15 protein-coding genes and 1 tRNA gene are annotated in these 16,671 nt (G+C 73.7%); 7 read left to right on the top strand and 9 right to left on the bottom strand.

The features are described from left to right. Positions 1-148: 148 nt before the first annotated feature. Genes ACF08D_RS11045 through ACF08D_RS11035 form a run of 3 tightly spaced genes read left to right on the top strand, consistent with a single transcriptional unit; the run spans position 149 to position 4,592 of the window. Entirely contained in the window at positions 149-1,024 is an 876-nt protein-coding gene (locus ACF08D_RS11045; RefSeq protein WP_392222250.1) for an FAD binding domain-containing protein, read from the top strand. Beyond that, complete coding sequence (locus ACF08D_RS11040; protein ID WP_392222249.1) at positions 1,021-2,274, top strand: 2Fe-2S iron-sulfur cluster-binding protein; 1,254 nt, start codon at positions 1,021-1,023, stop codon at positions 2,272-2,274. Before ACF08D_RS11045 ends, ACF08D_RS11040 begins: the two co-directional genes overlap by 4 nt. Next, entirely contained in the window at positions 2,271-4,592 is a 2,322-nt protein-coding gene (locus ACF08D_RS11035; RefSeq protein ID WP_392222248.1) for a xanthine dehydrogenase family protein molybdopterin-binding subunit, read from the top strand. The genes ACF08D_RS11040 and ACF08D_RS11035 overlap by 4 nt, the downstream gene beginning before the upstream one ends. A gap of 65 nt (positions 4,593-4,657) precedes the next feature. Here the strand turns inward: ACF08D_RS11035 and ACF08D_RS11030 are convergent. After that, positions 4,658-4,729: transfer RNA gene (locus ACF08D_RS11030), tRNA-Cys, on the bottom strand. A gap of 221 nt (positions 4,730-4,950) precedes the next feature. Here ACF08D_RS11030 and ACF08D_RS11025 point away from each other — a divergent pair. The 3 genes from ACF08D_RS11025 to ACF08D_RS11015 all read left to right on the top strand — a co-directional run bounded on the left by ACF08D_RS11025 (position 4,951) and on the right by ACF08D_RS11015 (position 8,707). Then, complete coding sequence (locus ACF08D_RS11025) at positions 4,951-6,738, top strand: DEAD/DEAH box helicase (RefSeq protein WP_392222247.1); 1,788 nt, start codon at positions 4,951-4,953, stop codon at positions 6,736-6,738. 306 nt (positions 6,739-7,044) lie between these two features. Beyond that, a complete protein-coding gene (locus ACF08D_RS11020) occupies positions 7,045-7,686 on the top strand; it encodes an IclR family transcriptional regulator (RefSeq protein ID WP_392222246.1) in 642 nt (213 codons plus the stop codon). 232 nt (positions 7,687-7,918) lie between these two features. Continuing rightward, on the top strand, positions 7,919-8,707 hold the full coding sequence (locus ACF08D_RS11015) for a S16 family serine protease (RefSeq protein WP_392222245.1): 789 nt from the start codon (positions 7,919-7,921) through the stop codon (positions 8,705-8,707). On the opposite strand, the gene ACF08D_RS11010 is transcribed toward ACF08D_RS11015, so the two are convergent. The 8 genes from ACF08D_RS11010 to ACF08D_RS10975 all read right to left on the bottom strand — a co-directional run bounded on the left by ACF08D_RS11010 (position 8,646) and on the right by ACF08D_RS10975 (position 15,124). Next, the gene (locus ACF08D_RS11010) at positions 8,646-9,941 is read right to left on the bottom strand and encodes an MFS transporter (protein ID WP_392222244.1); all 1,296 of its coding nucleotides are present in this window, start codon (positions 9,939-9,941) and stop codon (positions 8,646-8,648) included. The genes ACF08D_RS11015 and ACF08D_RS11010 overlap by 62 nt on opposite strands. After that, the gene (locus ACF08D_RS11005; protein ID WP_392222243.1) at positions 9,938-10,153 is read right to left on the bottom strand and encodes a hypothetical protein; all 216 of its coding nucleotides are present in this window, start codon (positions 10,151-10,153) and stop codon (positions 9,938-9,940) included. The genes ACF08D_RS11010 and ACF08D_RS11005 overlap by 4 nt, the downstream gene beginning before the upstream one ends. Further along, on the bottom strand, positions 10,150-10,758 hold the full coding sequence (locus tag ACF08D_RS11000) for an ArsR/SmtB family transcription factor (protein ID WP_392222242.1): 609 nt from the start codon (positions 10,756-10,758) through the stop codon (positions 10,150-10,152). Before ACF08D_RS11000 ends, ACF08D_RS11005 begins: the two co-directional genes overlap by 4 nt. Positions 10,759-10,879: 121 nt before the next feature. Then, complete coding sequence (locus tag ACF08D_RS10995) at positions 10,880-11,854, bottom strand: glycine betaine ABC transporter substrate-binding protein (RefSeq protein ID WP_392222241.1); 975 nt, start codon at positions 11,852-11,854, stop codon at positions 10,880-10,882. Further along, a complete protein-coding gene (locus tag ACF08D_RS10990; RefSeq protein ID WP_392222366.1) occupies positions 11,854-12,720 on the bottom strand; it encodes an ABC transporter permease in 867 nt (288 codons plus the stop codon). The genes ACF08D_RS10995 and ACF08D_RS10990 overlap by 1 nt, the downstream gene beginning before the upstream one ends. Positions 12,721-12,728: 8 nt before the next feature. Next, positions 12,729-13,934, bottom strand: coding sequence for a betaine/proline/choline family ABC transporter ATP-binding protein (locus tag ACF08D_RS10985; RefSeq protein ID WP_392222240.1), 1,206 nt, complete (start codon positions 13,932-13,934; stop codon positions 12,729-12,731). Then, positions 13,918-14,574, bottom strand: a complete 657-nt coding sequence (locus ACF08D_RS10980) for an ABC transporter permease (RefSeq protein WP_392222239.1) — start codon at positions 14,572-14,574, stop codon at positions 13,918-13,920. Before ACF08D_RS10980 ends, ACF08D_RS10985 begins: the two co-directional genes overlap by 17 nt. Before the next feature lie 82 nt (positions 14,575-14,656). After that, positions 14,657-15,124 carry an Lrp/AsnC family transcriptional regulator gene (locus ACF08D_RS10975; RefSeq protein ID WP_392222238.1) on the bottom strand — a complete coding sequence of 156 codons (468 nt, stop codon included), beginning with the start codon at positions 15,122-15,124 and terminating at the stop codon, positions 14,657-14,659. Between the two features lie 121 nt (positions 15,125-15,245). Here ACF08D_RS10975 and hppD point away from each other — a divergent pair, with 121 nt between their 5' ends. After that, complete coding sequence (gene hppD, locus ACF08D_RS10970; protein ID WP_392222237.1) at positions 15,246-16,391, top strand: 4-hydroxyphenylpyruvate dioxygenase; 1,146 nt, start codon at positions 15,246-15,248, stop codon at positions 16,389-16,391. Positions 16,392-16,671: the final 280 nt, after the last annotated feature.

Genomic DNA, 16,671 nt, shown 5'->3' with positions numbered 1-16,671 from the left:
CCGGGGCGGATGCGTGCTTCGCGGACCTGCGCGCCGACCGGCCTGGAAGATGTGCCAGAGTTGCCACGTCGGGGCTGTGAGCACGTACGGTACGGCCACACAGGCGGGCCGGCCGGGACAGCCGGGACACCGGGAAGGGGCAGCTGGGTTGACCACGCACGCACCGCAGGCGGCGCAGTCCGTGATGCTGCCGACCACGCTCGGCGAGGCCGTGGCGGCGCTCAGCGCCATGCCCGCCGCCGTGCCCGTGGCGGGCGGTACGGACCTGATGGCCGCCGTCAACAAGGGCCAGTTGCGCCCCGCCGGTCTCGTGGGCCTCGGCCGCATCAACGAGATCCGGGGCTGGCAGTACCAGGACGGCCACGCCCTGCTGGGCGCCGGCCTCACCCACGCGCGCATGGGCCGCCCCGACTTCGCGGCGCTCATCCCCGCCCTGGCGGCGGCCGCCCGCGCGGCGGGCCCGCCCCAGATCCGCAACGCCGGCACCCTCGGCGGCAACATCGTCACCGCGGCGCCCACCGGCGACGCCCTCCCCGTGCTGGCCGCCCTGGAGGCGGACCTGGTCGTCGCGGGCCCCGGCGGGCTGCGCGAGGTCCCGGTGACCCACCTGCTCGCCGGCCGGGAACTGCTGGGCCCCGCCGAGCTGATCGGCCATGTGCGCGTCCCGCTCCTGCACGCCCCGCAGGTGTACCTGAAGGCGACCGGGCGGACCGGCCCCGGGCGGGCCACGGCGTCCGTCGCGGTCGTCCTGGACCCGGCGCGGCGCGGGGTGCGGTGCGCGATCGGCGCGATCGCCCCGATGCCGCTGCGGCCGCTGGAGGCGGAGCGCTGGATCGCGTCGCTCATCGACTGGGACAACGACCGGGGGCTGGCCCCCGAGGCGCTGACCGCGTTCGGCGAGTACGTCGCCGCCGCCTGCATCCCGGACCCGCCGGGCGGGGAGCAGTTCCCGCCCGCCGTACTGCACCTGCGGCGCACGGTCGCCGCGCTGGCCCGACGGGCACTGGGGAGGGCGCTGTCATGACCACCGACGAGAACGACGACCGGCGGGAGGGCGCCGGCTGGCAGCCGACGCCGCCGGGCGAGTACGACGGCGACGCCACCGCCTTCGTCCAGCTGCCCCCGGACCTGTCCGGCACCGGCGCGCCCCTGGAGGCGCCCGGGCACGGCTACGTACCGCCGGAGGCGTGGGCCGGGCACGACCCGAACGCCACCGCGCAGTGGGAGTACCGGGCCCCGGCGCCCGCGCCCACGGAGCTGACCGGGCAGTGGACGGTCCCGGTCGCCCAGGGGGACCTTCCGGACGAGTCGGGCGAGTTCACCACGTCGGCGCTCGCCTCGCAGTGGACCAGCGGCAATCCGCCCGCCACCCTGCCGGGCGGCGCCCCCGCACCCTGGGCCACGCCCGCGCCGCCGCCCGCCCCGGCGGAGGACACGGCCCCGGAGCCCGTCCACGCGGAGCCCGCGCCGGAGCCCGTCCCCGCGGAGCCCGGCGCGCCCGCCGGACCGGATCCGGAGCCCGCGGAGCCCGTACGAGCGGAGCCCGGGGCCGCGCCGGAGGCCGTCCACGCGGAGCCCGTCCCCGCGCCGGAGCCCGGCGAGCCGGGGGCCGCCCACGAGCCCGGGGCCGCCGAGGAACCCGGGGCGCCCGCGCCGGCGCACGTCACCGCCGGCGACGAGCACCCGCACATCTCGTACGTGCTGCGCGTCAACGGCACCGACCGGCCCGTCACCGACGCCTGGATCGGCGAGTCCCTGCTCTACGTGCTGCGTGAGCGGCTCGGCCTCGCCGGCGCCAAGGACGGCTGCTCCCAGGGCGAGTGCGGCGCCTGCAACGTCCAGGTGGACGGCCGGCTCGTCGCCTCCTGCCTGGTGCCCGCCGCGACCACGGCCGGCAGCGAGGTGCGCACGGTCGAGGGGCTCGCCACCGACGGCGAACCCTCCGACGTCCAGCGCGCCCTCGCCCGCTGCGGGGCCGTCCAGTGCGGCTTCTGCATCCCCGGCATGGCCATGACCGTCCACGACCTGCTGGAGGGCAACCACGCCCCCAGCGAGCGGGAGACCCGCCAGGCCCTCTGCGGCAACCTCTGCCGCTGCACCGGCTACCGGGGGGTCCTCGACGCCGTGCGCGACGTCGTCGCCGAACGCGCCGCGGCGGCCGAGGCGGCCGGGGCGGCCGACGCCCCCGACGCCCCCGCCCCCGGCCAGGGCGGCGCCGCCCAGGCCCGCATCCCGCACCAGATCCCCCACCCGCACGACGGAGGCACGGCGTGAGCAACGACGCGGCCACCGCCATCCCGGCGGTCGACGGCCCCCAAGGACCCCAGCAGGAGCTGCCGGACCACGGGCTGGGCGCGTCGCTGCCGTCCGCGGAGGCCCGCGCCAAGACGGAGGGGACCTTCCCCTACGCCGCCGACCTGTGGGCCGAGGGCCTGCTGTGGGCCGCCGTCCTCCGCTCCCCGCACGCGCACGCGCGCGTGGTCTCCATCGACACCGCGGCCGCGGCCGGGATGCCCGGCGTACGGGCCGTGGTCACGCACGCGGACGTGCCCGGCGCCGCCACCTACGGCCGCACCGTCGCCGACCGGCCGGTCTTCGCCTCCGACCTCGTCCGCCACCACGGCGAGGCCATCGCCGCCGTCGCCGCCGACCACCCCGACACGGCCCGGCTGGCCGCCGCGGCCATCGCCGTCGAGTACGAGCTGCTCGACCCGGTCACCGACCCCGAGCAGGCGTTCGCCGCCGCGCCCCTCCACCCCGACGGCAACCTGATCCGGCACATCCCGCTGCGCTACGGCGACCCGGAGGCCGCCGGCGAGGTCGTCGTGGAGGGCCTGTACCGCATCGGCCGGCAGGACCCCGCGCCGATCGGCGCCGAGGCCGGGCTCGCGGTGCCCCGCCCCGACGGGGGCGTCGACCTCTACACCGCCTCCACCGACCCGCACACCGACCGGGACCTGGCCGCCGCGTGCTTCGGCCTCGGCCCCGAGCAGGTCAAGGTGGTCGTCACCGGAGTCCCCGGCGCCACCGGCGACCGCGAGGACCCCGGCTTCCAGATCCCCCTCGGCCTCCTCGCGCTGCGCACCGGCTGCCCCGTCAAACTGGCCGCCACCCGCGAGGAGTCCTTCCTCGGCCACCCGCACCGCCACCCCACGCTGCTGCGCTACCGCCACCACGCCGACGCCGAGGGCCGCCTGGTCAAGGTCGAGGCGCAGATCCTGCTGGACGCGGGCGCCTACGCCGAGGCGTCCTCCGAGTCGCTCGCCGCCGCCGTCGCCTTCGCCTGCGGCCCGTACGTCGTGCCGCACGCCTTCGTCGAGGGCTGGGCGGTCCGCACCAACAACCCGCCCTCCGGGCACATGCGCGGCGAGGGCGCGATGCAGGTGTGCGCCGCGTACGAGGCGCAGATGGACAAGCTCGCCGCCCGCCTCGGCGTCGACCCCGCCGAGCTGCGCCTGCGCAACGCGCTGGCCACCGGCGACATCCTGACCACCGGCCAGACGGTCACCTGCCCGGCGCCGGTCGCCGAACTCCTCCAGGCCGTAAGGGACTTCCCGCTGCCGGACCTCCCCGCGGACACCCCGGAGGACGACTGGCTGCTGCCCGGCGGCCCGGAGGGCGCGGGCGAACCCGGCGCGGTGCGCCGCGGTGTGGGCTACGCCCTCGGGATGGTCCACATGCTCGGCGCGGAGGGCACCGACGAGGTGTCCACCGCCACCGTCAAGGTGCACGACGGCGTCGCCACCGTCATCTGCGCGGCCGTCGAGACCGGCCAGGGCTTCTCCACCCTCGCCCGGCAGATCGTCCAGGACACCCTGGGCATCGACGAGGTGCACGTCGCCTCCGTCGACACCGACCAGCCGCCGGCCGGACCGGCGACCCACGGCCGCCACACCTGGGTGTCGGGCGGCGCCGTGGAGCGCGCCGCGAAGATGGTGCGCACCCAGCTGCTCCAGCCGCTGGCGCACAAGTTCGGCATGTCCACCGAGCTGCTCCAGATCACCGACGGCAAGATCACCTCGTACGACGGGGTGCTGTCGACCACCGTCATGGAGGCCCTGGAGGGCAAGGAACTCTGGGCGACCGCCCAGTGCCGCCCCCACCCCACGGAGCCCCTCGACGACAACGGCCAGGGCGACGCGTTCGTCGGCCTCGCCTTCTGCGCGATCCGCGCGGTGGTGGACGTCGACGTCGAGATCGGCTCCGTCCGGGTGGTCGAGATGGCCGTCGCGCAGGACGTCGGCCGCGTCCTGAACCCCGCCCAGCTCGCCACCCGCATCGAGGCGGGCGTCACCCAGGGCGTCGGGGCGGCCCTCACCGAGAACCTCCGCACCGCCCGGGGCCTGGTACGCCACCCCGACCTGACCGGCTACGCCCTGCCGACGTCGCTGGACGCCCCGGACATCCGCATCGTCAAGCTGGTCGAGGAGCGCGACGTGGTCGCCCCCTTCGGCGCGAAGGCCGCCAGCGCGGTCCCCGTGGTCACCTCCCCGGCCGCGGTCGCCGCCGCGGTCCGCTCCGCCACGGGCCGCCCCGTCAACCGCCTCCCCATCCGCCCCCAGGCCGCCGTCACGACACCCCCGCAGGGATGACCCCCGGGGGCCCCGCCCCATGCGACGAGGCGTACACCGCGATGGGTGTACGCCTCGTGCCCCGGAGACCGTGGCGGGATTCGAACCCGCGTCACCGGAGTTGCAGTCCGGCCCCTGAGCCACTCGGGCACACGGTCGTGAGGTGCTTCGGTACGACCGTAGAACGCCGCCCCACCGCGCCGGAAGCGCCGCAACACGACTGCCACACGGTGTTCATGACCGGGCCCGCCGGGCCTCGCGGTGTGAGCCGTGTCGCACTCCGCGCGGTCACGGCGGCGTCCCGGGCGGGGTGGGGGCGAGGCACCGGTAGGGTGGCCCGGTTGTCGTACGTACCAGCCGAGAGCCCGAAGCGGAGACCGTGACTACTACCGCCTCCCATCACCTCTCACCCGCCTTCCCCGGCCGCGCCCCCTGGGGCACCGCGAACAAGCTGCGCGCCTGGCAGCAGGCCGCGATGGACCGATACGTCCAGGAGCAGCCGCGCGACTTCCTCGCGGTCGCCACCCCCGGCGCCGGCAAGACCACCTTCGCGCTCACCCTCGCGTCCTGGCTGCTGCACCACCACGTCGTGCAGCAGGTCACCGTCGTCGCGCCGACCGAGCACCTGAAGAAGCAGTGGGCCGCCGCCGCCGCGCGGATAGGGATCAAGCTGGACCCCGACTACAGCGCCGGGCCGCTGAGCAAGGAGTACCACGGCGTCGCCGTCACCTACGCCGGTGTCGGCGTACGGCCGATGCTGCACCGCAACCGCAGCGAGCAGCGCAAGACGCTCGTCATCCTCGACGAGATCCACCACGCCGGCGACTCCAAGTCCTGGGGCGAGGCGTGCCTGGAGGCGTTCGAGCCCGCCACCCGGCGGCTCGCGCTCACCGGCACGCCCTTCCGCTCCGACACCAACCCCATCCCCTTCGTCACGTACGAGGAGGGCAACGACGGCATCCGCCGCTCGGCCGCCGACTACACGTACGGCTACGGCAACGCCCTCGGCGACGGCGTCGTCCGGCCGGTGATCTTCCTCAGCTACAGCGGCAACATGCGCTGGCGCACCAAGGCCGGCGACGAGGTCGCCGCCCGGCTCGGCGAGCCGATGACCAAGGACGCCGTCTCCCAGGCGTGGCGCACCGCCCTCGACCCGCGCGGCGACTGGATGCCCAACGTGCTGCGCGCCGCCGACCAGCGGCTCACCGAGGTCCGCAAGGGCATCCCCGACGCCGGCGGCCTCGTCATCGCCTCCGACCAGGACTCCGCCCGCGCCTACGCCAAGCTCATCCGGGAGATCACCGGGACGAAGGCGACCGTCGTCCTCTCCGACGACGCGGGCGCGTCCAAGCGGATCGACGAGTTCAGCGAGGGCGACGACCGGTGGATGGTCGCCGTCCGGATGGTGTCCGAGGGCGTCGACGTCCCGCGCCTCGCCGTCGGGGTGTACGCCACCACCATCTCCACGCCCCTGTTCTTCGCCCAGGCCGTCGGCCGTTTCGTACGATCGCGCAGGCGCGGCGAGACCGCGTCCGTGTTCCTTCCCACCATCCCCAACCTGCTGACCTTCGCCAACGAGATGGAGGTCGAGCGCGACCACGCCCTCGACAAGCCGAAGAAGGACGGCGCCGACGAGGACCCCTACGCCGAGTCCGAGAAGGAGATGGACGAGGCCAACAAGCAGCAGGACGAGGACACCGGCGAGCAGGACGCGCTGCCCTTCGAGGCCCTGGAGTCCGACGCGGTCTTCGACCGGGTGCTGTACGACGGCGCCGAGTTCGGCATGCAGGCCCACCCCGGCAGCGCCGAGGAGCAGGACTACCTCGGCATCCCCGGGCTGCTCGAGCCCGACCAGGTCCAGCTCCTGCTGCGCAAGCGGCAGGCGCGGCAGATCGCGCACAGCAAGCAGAAGCCCGCCGAAGAGGCCGACCTGCTGGAGCTGCCCGCCGAGCGGCGCCCCGTCGTTTCCCACAAGGAACTGCTCGAACTGCGCAAGCAGCTCAACACCATGGTCGGCGCCTACGTCCACCAGAGCGGCAAGCCGCACGGCGTCATCCACACCGAGCTGCGCCGGGTCTGCGGCGGGCCGCCCAGCGCGGAGGCCACGGCCGGGCAGATCCGCGAGCGGATCAAGAAGGTCCAGGAGTGGGCCACGCGGATGCGCTGAGGCGGCACCGGGAGCCACGGTCTTCGACGCGGGGTGGCGCTTGAGTGGGGCATTCGGGGCGTTTCGGGGCGCATTGCCCGGGGTGAAAACGCTTGCGACCGGATTCTGGACGAGGTCTTCCGCTGAGCGGAGTCCCTCGCTACTGTCCCGGCAATCGCCATACAAACGCCCCGTGGCAGCGCCGCCGCGGAGCGCAGCCGGTGTGCCATGGCCTGCCGGCGGCCTCTCCGTGCGTCGCCGATGGGACCGGTGGCGCGTCCGCCCTTGAGAGTGTCCGCCGCCACTCACTCCGAAGGAGAGGGCGTCGTGACCGCGGAGACTTCCCAGACGCTCGACAGAGGACTGCGGGTCCTCAAGCTGCTCGCCGACACCGACCACGGGCTGACCGTCACCGAGCTGTCCAACAAGCTCGGGGTCAACCGGACCGTGGTCTACCGTCTGCTCGCCACCCTCGAACAGCACGCCCTGGTCCGCCGCGACCTCGGCGGACGCGCCCGCGTCGGCCTCGGCGTGCTGCGCCTGGGCCGCCAGGTGCACCCGCTGGTACGGGAGGCCGCGCTGCCCGCGCTGCGGGCGCTCGCCGAGGACATCGGCGCCACCGCCCATCTCACCCTGGTCGACGGGGCGGAGGCGCTCGCGGTCGCGGTCGTCGAGCCGACCTGGACCGACTACCACGTGGCCTACCGGGCCGGCTTCCGCCACCCGCTGGACCGGGGCGCGGCCGGCCGCGCGATACTCGCCGCCCGGCAGGGTGCCCTCGGCGACCCCGGCTACACTCTCACCCACGGCGAGCTGGAGGCGGGCGCCAGCGGCGCGGCGGCCCCGCTGCTCGGGGTGACCGGCGTCGAGGGCAGCGTCGGCGTGGTGATGCTCGCGGACGCGGTGCCCGAGCGGGTGGGCCCCCGCGTCGTGGACGCCGCCCGCGAAGTGGCGGACGCCCTGCGCTGACCCGCCGGGCGGGCCGCAGCGCGGAGCGGGCCGGGCGGGCGGGTGAGGCCGGCGTTTGAGCCAGGGTGGGCCGCAGCGCGGAGCAGGTCGAGCGTACGGGTGGGGTTGGTGTGCGGGCGGGCCTGGCGTGAGGGGCCGGCGTACGAGCCGGTACGCCGCAGGGGGCGGTGCGCCGAGCCGGTGCGCCTTCCCGGGCCGGGGGGCGGCTCGGGGCGGGGGATATCTTGGCACCGTGCTCTCCACGCTCTCGCGCCCCCGTGCTCTCGCCCTGTGCGCCCTCCCCGTCGTCGCCCTGCTCGTCGTCGCCGGGGTCGCGCCGCTGCCCTTCACCCTGGCGCAGCCCGGCTCGACCAGTGACGTCCTCGGGGAGCACAAGGGCCGGCAGGTCATCACCGTCTCCGGGGTGCCGGTCCGCGAGACCCGGGGCGAACTGCTGATGACGACCATCGTCGCCACCGGCCCGCGTGCCGACGTCGACCTCGGGGACGTCGTCGACAGCTGGTTCCGCACCGACCGGGCCGTCCTGCCGCGCGACTCCGTCTACCCGGCCGGCAAGTCCGACGCGGAGATCGAGAAGCGCAACCTGGGCCAGATGCGCGAGTCGCAGAACACCGCCGTCGAGGCCGCCCTCGGGTACCTCGGCAAGAGCCCCGAGCAGGTCGAGGTCGACCTGCAGCTCGCCGACGTCGGCGGGCCGTCCGCCGGGCTGTTCTTCGCGCTCGGCATCATCGACAAGATCCAGGGCGACGGCTCCGGCGGCGACCTCACCGGCGGCCGGATCGTCGCCGGTACGGGGACGGTCGACGCCGACGGGAAGGTCGGCGCCGTGGGCGGGGTGTCCCTCAAGACGCAGGCCGCCCACCGGGACGGCGCCACCGTCTTCCTCGTACCGAAGGACGAGTGCGCGGACGCGCAGGCGGAGAAGCCCGCCGGGCTGCGGCTCGTCCCGGTGAGCACCCTCAAGGACGCGGTGTCCTCGCTGCGCGCCCTGGAGCAGGGCAAGAAGGTCCCGAGCTGCTGAGCGCGGCCCCCGCGCCGTCCATCTCCCGCCAGCTCGGGAAGACGGCCGGGGTCAGCGTCATCAGGAAGTAGACGGCGCCGACCGCGAGCAGCGCCGGGGCCAGGCCCGCGCCCTCCACCAGCAGGCCCGCGCCGACACCGCCCAGCGGCATGGTCATCAGCACCCCGGCGGTCGTCACCCCCGCGACCCGGCTGCGCAGCGCGTCCGGCACCCGCTCGTACATCAACGTCGTCAGGATCGGGTTCAGCGTCCCGACCCCCAGCCCGGCCACCGCCATCGTCACCACCAGGGGCGTCACGTCGTCGGTCAGCGCCGCGACGACGTAGAGCGGCGCGCCGCCCAGCAGGAACGCGACCGTGAACACCGGCCGCCGCCGCAGCCGGTGCCCCACCGCCCCGTAGACGAGCGCCCCCAGCAGGGCGCACCCGCCGAACACCGCCGTGACCAGGCCGATCGCGGCGGCGCCCCCGAGGTTGCGCTGGGCGTGCACGGGCAGCAGCACCGAACTCCACGCCTGGTTCAGCCCGTTGGTGACCATCACCATCAGGGTGATCCCCAGCAGCAGCCGGGAGCGCAGCACGAAGGCGTACCCCTCGCGCAGCTCCGCCCGGTACCGGGCCGCCGACACCGGCGGGCCGTCCCGCCGCGGCTCGGCCGCCGCGACCCCGCGCAGCCCCGCCAGGACCAGCAGCGCGGAGAGCCCGAAGGTCACCGCGTCCAGCAGCAGCACCGTCTCCGCGCCCAGCAGCGCGATCAGTACGCCGGCCAGCGCGGCGCCCGTCATCCGCGCACCCCGCGACACCGCGTCGAACAGGCTCGCCGCCCGCGCGAGGGTCGTCCCCGCCCCCTCGGCCAGGTCCGGGACGAGGACGTGCCGGGCCGTCTGGCCGGGCGCGTGGAACAGCCCGGTCACACCCATCAGCGCGCACAGCATCCAGAAGTCGAGCCGTCCCGCGCCGTGCAGGAGCGGGATCGCGGCCAGGGCGAGCGCGCACACCAGGTCCGAGGCGACACTGACGCGCCGGCGGCCGATCCGGTCGATGACCGGCCCGCCGGCGAGCGCCGAGACGACCACGGGGAGGGTGGCGCAGAAGGCGACGAGGCCCGCCCGGCCGGGGCTGCCGGTGCTCTGGAGCGCGAACCACGGGACGCCGATGAGGGTCAGCGAATTGCCGGTGACGGAGACTGCCTCGGCCGCCAGCAGGGTCCCGAGCGGGCGGCGCGGGCCGCTCATGCGGGGCGGGTGGTGCGGGCCGGGGGAAGGGGAGTGGCGACCAGCCGCAGGCCGAACTCCACGAGCGTCCAGCCCAGTCGGGTACGGAGCGGGCCGCGATGGACGCGGGAGGCGAGCCGGCCCGGGGTGGTGGGGTGCGGGGCGCGGGACGGTAAGCCGGCGGCACGCGCGGCGTGCAGGAGCAGGTGTATGTCGGGGTGCGTGGCGGTCACCGGGTGTCCTCTCGGTCGTCGGCCTGCGGGAAGGCGTGCACATGGAGCCGGACCTTGGCGGCGCCCTCGGCGGGCTCGGCGTCGCGGTAGCCGTTGATGAGTTCGTGGATCTTCTCGTCCAGCTCGCGCACCTGGGCGGGGGCGAGGCGCAGCGTGAAGTCGCTCAGATCGGTGCTCCTGGCCCACTCGGAGGGCCATTCGCGCATGGTGCCGATCCAGGTGGACAGCTCCTGGCCGTGCAGGGTGGCGATCTCGTGCAGGAACACATTGACCGCGCCCCGCGTCTCGGCGTCCTCCTGGTCGAAGAGCGAGTCGTCCCAGGCGGTGCCCTGGTGCACGGCCTGCCACCAGCGCTCCCGCCCCTTGCCGCGCTCGGGGGCGTCGGCGACGAAGCCGTACGAGGCGAGCTGGCGCAGGTGGTAGCTGGTGGCCCCGCTCGACTCGCCCAGCCGCTCAGCCAGTTGGGAGGCGGTGGCGGGGCCGTGGTGGCGCAGGGCGGTGAGCAGCCGGATGCGCAGCGGGTGGGCGAGGCCGCGCAGGGAGCGCGGGTCGAGCTGGCGGATCGACGGCGTGCCGGGGGCGGCCGGCTTCTCGGATGCGGGCATGCCGTCAGCGTAGAGATGCAAAGACTTGCTTGCAAGGGTTTCTTTGCAAGCGGTCCTTTGCAGTGAGTGCTGTGCACGGGGTGCTGGGCGGGTGCTTCTTGGCGTCCGGGGGAGCGGGGCCTCAGCCTTCCTTGATGAACCCCTCCTTGATCAGCCACTCCTTCGCCACCGCGTGCGGGTCCTCGCCGTCCACGTCCACCCGCGCGTTCAACTCCTGCGCCACCGCCGTGTTCAGACGGGCGCTCAGCGGGTCGAGCAGCTCCGCGATCACCGGGTACCGCTCGAACGTCGGCGTGTGCAGCGCCGGCGCCGCGTTGTAGTTGGGGAAGAAGTGCTTGTCGTCGGCCATGGTGTCCAGGTCCATCGCCTTGATCCGGCCGTCCGTCGTGTACGCCTCGCCCAGCAGGCACGAACCGGACTTCGCCACCTGGGTGTAGATGATCCCGGCGTCCATCTTGCGGATGTTGCCCGGCGGGATCGTCATCCCGTACGCCTTCTCCATGCCCGGCAGGCCGTCCTCCCGGGAGGCGAACTCGTTCTCCACGCAGAGCGTGACCGCCGACGGGTCGCGCCGCGACAGTTCGGCCACGTCCGACAGCGTCCGCAGCTTGTACCTGGCGTTGTTCCGCTTGTTGATGGCGAGGGTGTACGTGTTGTCCAGCGTCGACGGCGGCAGCCAGGTCACCCCGTTGCGCACGTCCACGTCCCGTACCGCCTCCCACTGCGCACGCGGGTCGGGGATCGGCTTGTCACGGCCCTGGTACGTGATCCACGCCGTGCCCGTGTACTCGTAGATCGCGTCGGCGTCGCCCTTGATGATCGCCTCCCGGCCGCTGATGGAGCCCGGCAGGTTCGTCCGGTCCAGCACCTCCGCGCCCGCCGCCTTGAAGATCAGCCCGATCATCTGGCCCAGGATGATGTTCTCGCTGAAGTTCTTCGACGTGACCGTCAGCGAGGCGCCCGCCAGCGGCAGCCCCCGGCCCACCGAGCCCGGCCGCACCTCGTCCACCATCGGCGAGCCGCTCTTCAGCCCGCACCCGGTGAGCCCGGCCGCCACCAGCGCCAGCACCAGCGCGCCCCGTACCGCGTACCGCATCACCCGGCCTCCAGTCCGTGCGGCGTCAGCAGCAGCTCCGCCAGCGACGCCAGCCAGTCCACCAGCAGGGCCAGCGCCACCGTCAGGATCGACCCCAGCACCAGTACCGCCATCCGCTGGGTCTGGATGCCCGTCGTGATCAGATCGCCCAGCCCGCCGCCCCCGACGAACGTCGCCAGCGTCGCCGTACCGACGTTGAGCACCAGCGCCGTGCGCACTCCCGCCAGGATCAGCGGCACCGCCAGCGGCAGTTCCACCCGCGACAGCCGGCCCCACGCCGACATCCCGATGCCCCGCGCCGCCTCCACCAGCTGGGGATCGATGGCCCGCAGGCCCGCCATGGTGTTGGACAGCACCGGCAGCACCGCGTAGATCACCATGCCGGTCACCGCCGTCGACGGGCCGATGCCCAGCCAGATCACCAGCAGCGCCAGCAGGCCGATCGCCGGCGTCGCCTGGCCCACGTTCGCCACCGCCGTCGCGACCGGGGCCGCCTGCCGCATCCCGCGCCGGGTCAGGACGACGCCCAGCGGAACGGCGATGATCAGCACCCAGAAGGTGGAGACCGCCGTGAGCCTGATGTGCTGCCACACCCGCAGCTGCACGTTCCCGCCGGCCAGCGCGTTGCGCGCGATCACGTCCAGGTGGACGTTCGAGATCCAGAAGTACGTCCCCAGCAGCAGCACCGTCAGCACCGCCGGCATCACCACCAGCCTCCGCCACGGCAGCCTCCGCCGCAGGGCCTCCCACCGCCCCGGCGCCCGGAGCACCCCGGACTGCGGCTCCTGCTCCGGTTCCTGCTCCTGCTCCGGCTCCCGGGGCCCGTGGAGCCGAGGCCCGCCCGGCTCGTCGCGGGTGTCCGGCACCCCGGGCGTCACGAGCCGCCCTCCAGCTCCGTCTCGGTCCGGTGGTGGCGGGCCTCCTCCACGTCGTGCTGGTGCTCGATCGCGGCCAGCCGGTCCGCCTCCAGCATCTCGTGCACCGAGTTCATCAGCGTCTCCATGTCGACGACCCCGATGTACTCGCCCCGCCGCCCGGTCACCGCGACCCGCCCCGCCGAGTCGATGAGCACCGCCTCCAGCGCGTCGTGCAGCGTCGCGTCCCGCGTCACCGTGTCGTGCACCAGCTGCCCCGCCCGCGCCAGCGACCCCTTGGCCCGCATCAGGTCGCCGCGCCGCAGCCACTTGTACGGCCGGCCGCGCCGGTCCAGCATCAGCAGCTCGTTGTGCAGGCCGCCGCGCAGCCGGTTGAAAATGGTCTGGAGCGGGTCGTCCACCGACACCGTGGGGAAGTCGGCGATCTCCACGTCCCGTACGCGGGTGAGGTTCAGCCGCTTCAGGGCGGCCCCCGCCCCCACGAACCCCGACACGAAGTCGTCCGCCGGGTTGGTGAGGATCGCCTCCGGCGTGTCGAACTGCGCGATGTGCGACCGCTCGCGCAGCACCGCGATCCGGTCGCCCAGCTTGATCGCCTCGTCGAAGTCGTGCGTCACGAACACGATCGTCTTGTGCAGCTCGTGCTGGAGCCGGATCAGCTCGTCCTGGAGGTGGTCGCGCGTGATCGGGTCCACCGCCCCGAACGGCTCGTCCATCAGCAGCACCGGCGGGTCCGCCGCCAGCGCCCGCGCCACGCCCACCCGCTGCTGCTGGCCGCCCGACAGCTGGCGCGGGTACCGCCCGTGGAACTCCCGCGGGTCCAGCCCCACCAGGTCCAGCATCTCCTCCACCCGGTCGCGCACCCGCGCCTTGGACCACCCCACCATCCTCGGTACGAGCGCGATGTTGTCCGCCACCGTCATGTGCGGGAACAGCCCCGACGACTGGATCGCGTACCCGACCTTCCGGCGCAGCTTCACCGGGTCGATGCGCGTCACGTCCTCGTCGTCGATCCTGATCCGCCCCGACGACGGCTCGATCAGGCGGTTGATCATCTTCAGGGTGGTCGACTTCCCGCACCCCGAGGGGCCCACGAAGATCACCGTCTCGCCCGGCCGGATCTCCATCGAGACCTCGTCCACGGCCGGCTGCGCGCTGCCCGGATACCGCTTCGAGAGGTTCTCCAGCTCAATGCTCGCGCCCACGGATCCCCCTCGGAATCGTCAGCCGGCCCAGCAGGACATACGCGGCGTCGAACAGCAGCGCCAGCACGACGATCCCGAGCGTCCCCGCCAGCACCTGGTTCAGCGCGTTCGCACTGCCCAGCGAGGCGATCCCGCGGAAGATCTCATTGCCGAGCCCCGGCCCCGACGCGTACGCGGCGATCGCCGCGATCCCCATCAGCATCTGCGTCGACACCCGGATGCCGGTCAGGATCGGCGGCCACGCCAGCGGCAGCTCCACCCGGGCCAGCCGGGCCGCCGGGGACATCCCGATGCCCTTCGCCGCGTCCACCAGCGCCGGATCCACCCCCCGCAGCCCCACGATCGCGTTGCGCACCACCGGCAGCAGCCCGTACAGCACCAGCGCGATCACCGTCGGCGGCACCCCGAGCCCCACCACCGGGATCAGCAGGCCGATCAGCGCCAGCGAGGGGATCGTCAGCACCGTCGCCGTCGACATGATCGCCAGATTCCCCGCCCACCCGCTGCGGTACGTCACCAGGGCGATCAGCACCCCCAGCGCCGTGGCGATCACCATGCACTGGAAGACCGCGCTGACGTGCTGGTACGCGTCCGTGAGCAACTGCTGGTGGCGGCTGGCCACGTACTCCCAGAAGCTCACGGCCGTGCTCCCTTCGCTGCTCCTGCGCGCCCCCGGCCCCGCGGGCCGCTCACTCCTGCGCGCCCCCGGGCCCCGCCGGTCGCTACTCCTGCGCCGCCTGCTCCACCAGCGGGATGATCCGCAGGGGCACCGGGTTCTCCATGACGATCGCCGTGGAGGCCCGCACGATGCCATCAAAACCGACAACCCGGTCGATCACCCGCTGGAGATCCGCGTTCGACCGCGCCACCAGCCGGCACAGCATGTCCCCGTGCCCCGTCGTCGTGTGCAGCTCCAGCACCTCCGGCACCCCCGCCAAGTGCTCCCGCACGTCCGCGCCTTGGCCCTGCTTGATCTCCAGCGTGGCGAACGCCGTCACCGGATACCCCAGCGCCGCCGGGTCCACGTCCGGCCCGAACCCCCGGATGACTCCGTTCGACTGAAGCCGGTCCAGCCGCGCCTGCACCGTCCCGCGCGCCACCCCCAGCCGCCGCGACGCCTCCAGCACGCCTATCCGGGGCTCCCGCGCCAGCAGCGCGATGAGCCGCCCGTCCAGATGATCGATCGCCACGGCCGCCCTCCAATGGTCACCCTGTACAGAACGTCCCCCCAGAGTGCCCATCCGGTGGGCAAAGTGACCAGCCCCTGCGGGAACTATTGCGCACCTTGCCAAACGGAGAGAGCCTGCCGCCATGACTGAGACCATCTCCCACGCCCCCGACACCGCCCGGCAGGACGACCCCTTCCCGGTGAAGGGGATGGACGCGGTCGTCTTCGCCGTCGGCAACGCCAAGCAGGCCGCGCACTTCTACTCCACGGCCTTCGGCATGAAGCTCGTCGCCTACTCCGGACCGGAGAACGGCAGCCGCGAGACCGCGAGCTACGTCCTCACCAACGGCGCCGCCCGCTTCGTGTTCACCTCCGTCATCAAGCCGGCCACCGAGTGGGGCCGCTTCCTCGCCGACCACGTCGCCGAGCACGGCGACGGCGTCATCGACCTCGCCATCGAGGTCCCCGACGCCCGCAAGGCGTACGCCTACGCCGTCGCGCAGGGCGCCACCGGCATCACCGAGCCGTACGAGGTCAAGGACGAGCACGGCACCGTCGTCCTCGCCGCCATCGCCACGTACGGCAAGACCCGCCACACCCTCGTCGACCGCTCCGGCTACGACGGCCCCTACCTGCCCGGCTTCGTCGTCGCCCGCCCCATGGTCGAGCCGCCGGCCAAGCGCACCTTCCAGGCCATCGACCACTGCGTGGGCAACGTCGAGCTCGGGAAGATGAACGACTGGGTCGGCTTCTACAACAAGGTCATGGGCTTCACCAACATGAAGGAGTTCGTGGGCGACGACATCGCCACCGAGTACTCCGCGCTCATGTCCAAGGTCGTCGCCGACGGCACGCTCAAGGTCAAGTTCCCGATCAACGAGCCCGCCATCGCGAAGAAGAAGTCCCAGATCGACGAGTACCTGGAGTTCTACGGCGGCGCCGGCGTCCAGCACATCGCGCTCGCCACGAACGACATCGTGCACACCGTCCGCACCATGCGCGCCGCCGGTGTCCAGTTCCTCGACACCCCCGACTCGTACTACGACACGCTCGGCGAGTGGGCCGGCGAGACGCGGGTGCCCGTCGAGACCCTGCGCGAGCTGAAGATCCTCGTCGACCGCGACGAGGACGGCTACCTGCTGCAGATCTTCACCAAGCCGGTCCAGGACCGTCCGACCGTGTTCTTCGAGATGATCGAGCGGCACGGGTCGATGGGCTTCGGCAAGGGCAACTTCAAGGCGCTGTTCGAAGCGATCGAGCGCGAACAGGCCAAGCGCGGCAACCTCTAGCCCCGCGGGGCGGCGCCCCCCGCCCGTTGTGGGCGATCGTCCCGCAGGGCGATGGGGGTGCGCCCACCCCGTTCCGTTGTGGGCAATCGTCCCGCTGGGCGATGGGGGTCCCCCCTGCTCGAGCGAAGCCGAGAGCTTGGGGGAGGGTGGGCACAACGGGGTGCCCACCGGAGCGGTGCCTCCCGGTGGGGGTGGGGCGGGGCCCCTCCGGGCTCACCTCCTCGCGGTCGGCGGGTTGCCCTACCGGTCGGGTGACCGTGCGACGCCGCCAACCGCTGCG

The organism is Streptomyces sp. NPDC015131 (assembly GCF_043079975.1).
Lineage (GTDB): Bacteria > Actinomycetota > Actinomycetes > Streptomycetales > Streptomycetaceae > Streptomyces.
This window is presented reverse-complemented; position numbering and strand designations above follow the sequence as displayed.

Coding starts and splice junctions, on each gene's coding strand:
- hppD (WP_392222237.1), top strand. CDS start 15,246: ATGACTGAGACCATCTCCCACGCCCCCGACACCGCCCGGCAGGACGAC.
- ACF08D_RS10995 (WP_392222241.1), bottom strand. CDS start 11,854: ATGCGGTACGCGGTACGGGGCGCGCTGGTGCTGGCGCTGGTGGCGGCC.
- ACF08D_RS11000 (WP_392222242.1), bottom strand. CDS start 10,758: ATGCCCGCATCCGAGAAGCCGGCCGCCCCCGGCACGCCGTCGATCCGC.
- ACF08D_RS11010 (WP_392222244.1), bottom strand. CDS start 9,941: ATGAGCGGCCCGCGCCGCCCGCTCGGGACCCTGCTGGCGGCCGAGGCA.
- ACF08D_RS11040 (WP_392222249.1), top strand. CDS start 1,021: ATGACCACCGACGAGAACGACGACCGGCGGGAGGGCGCCGGCTGGCAG.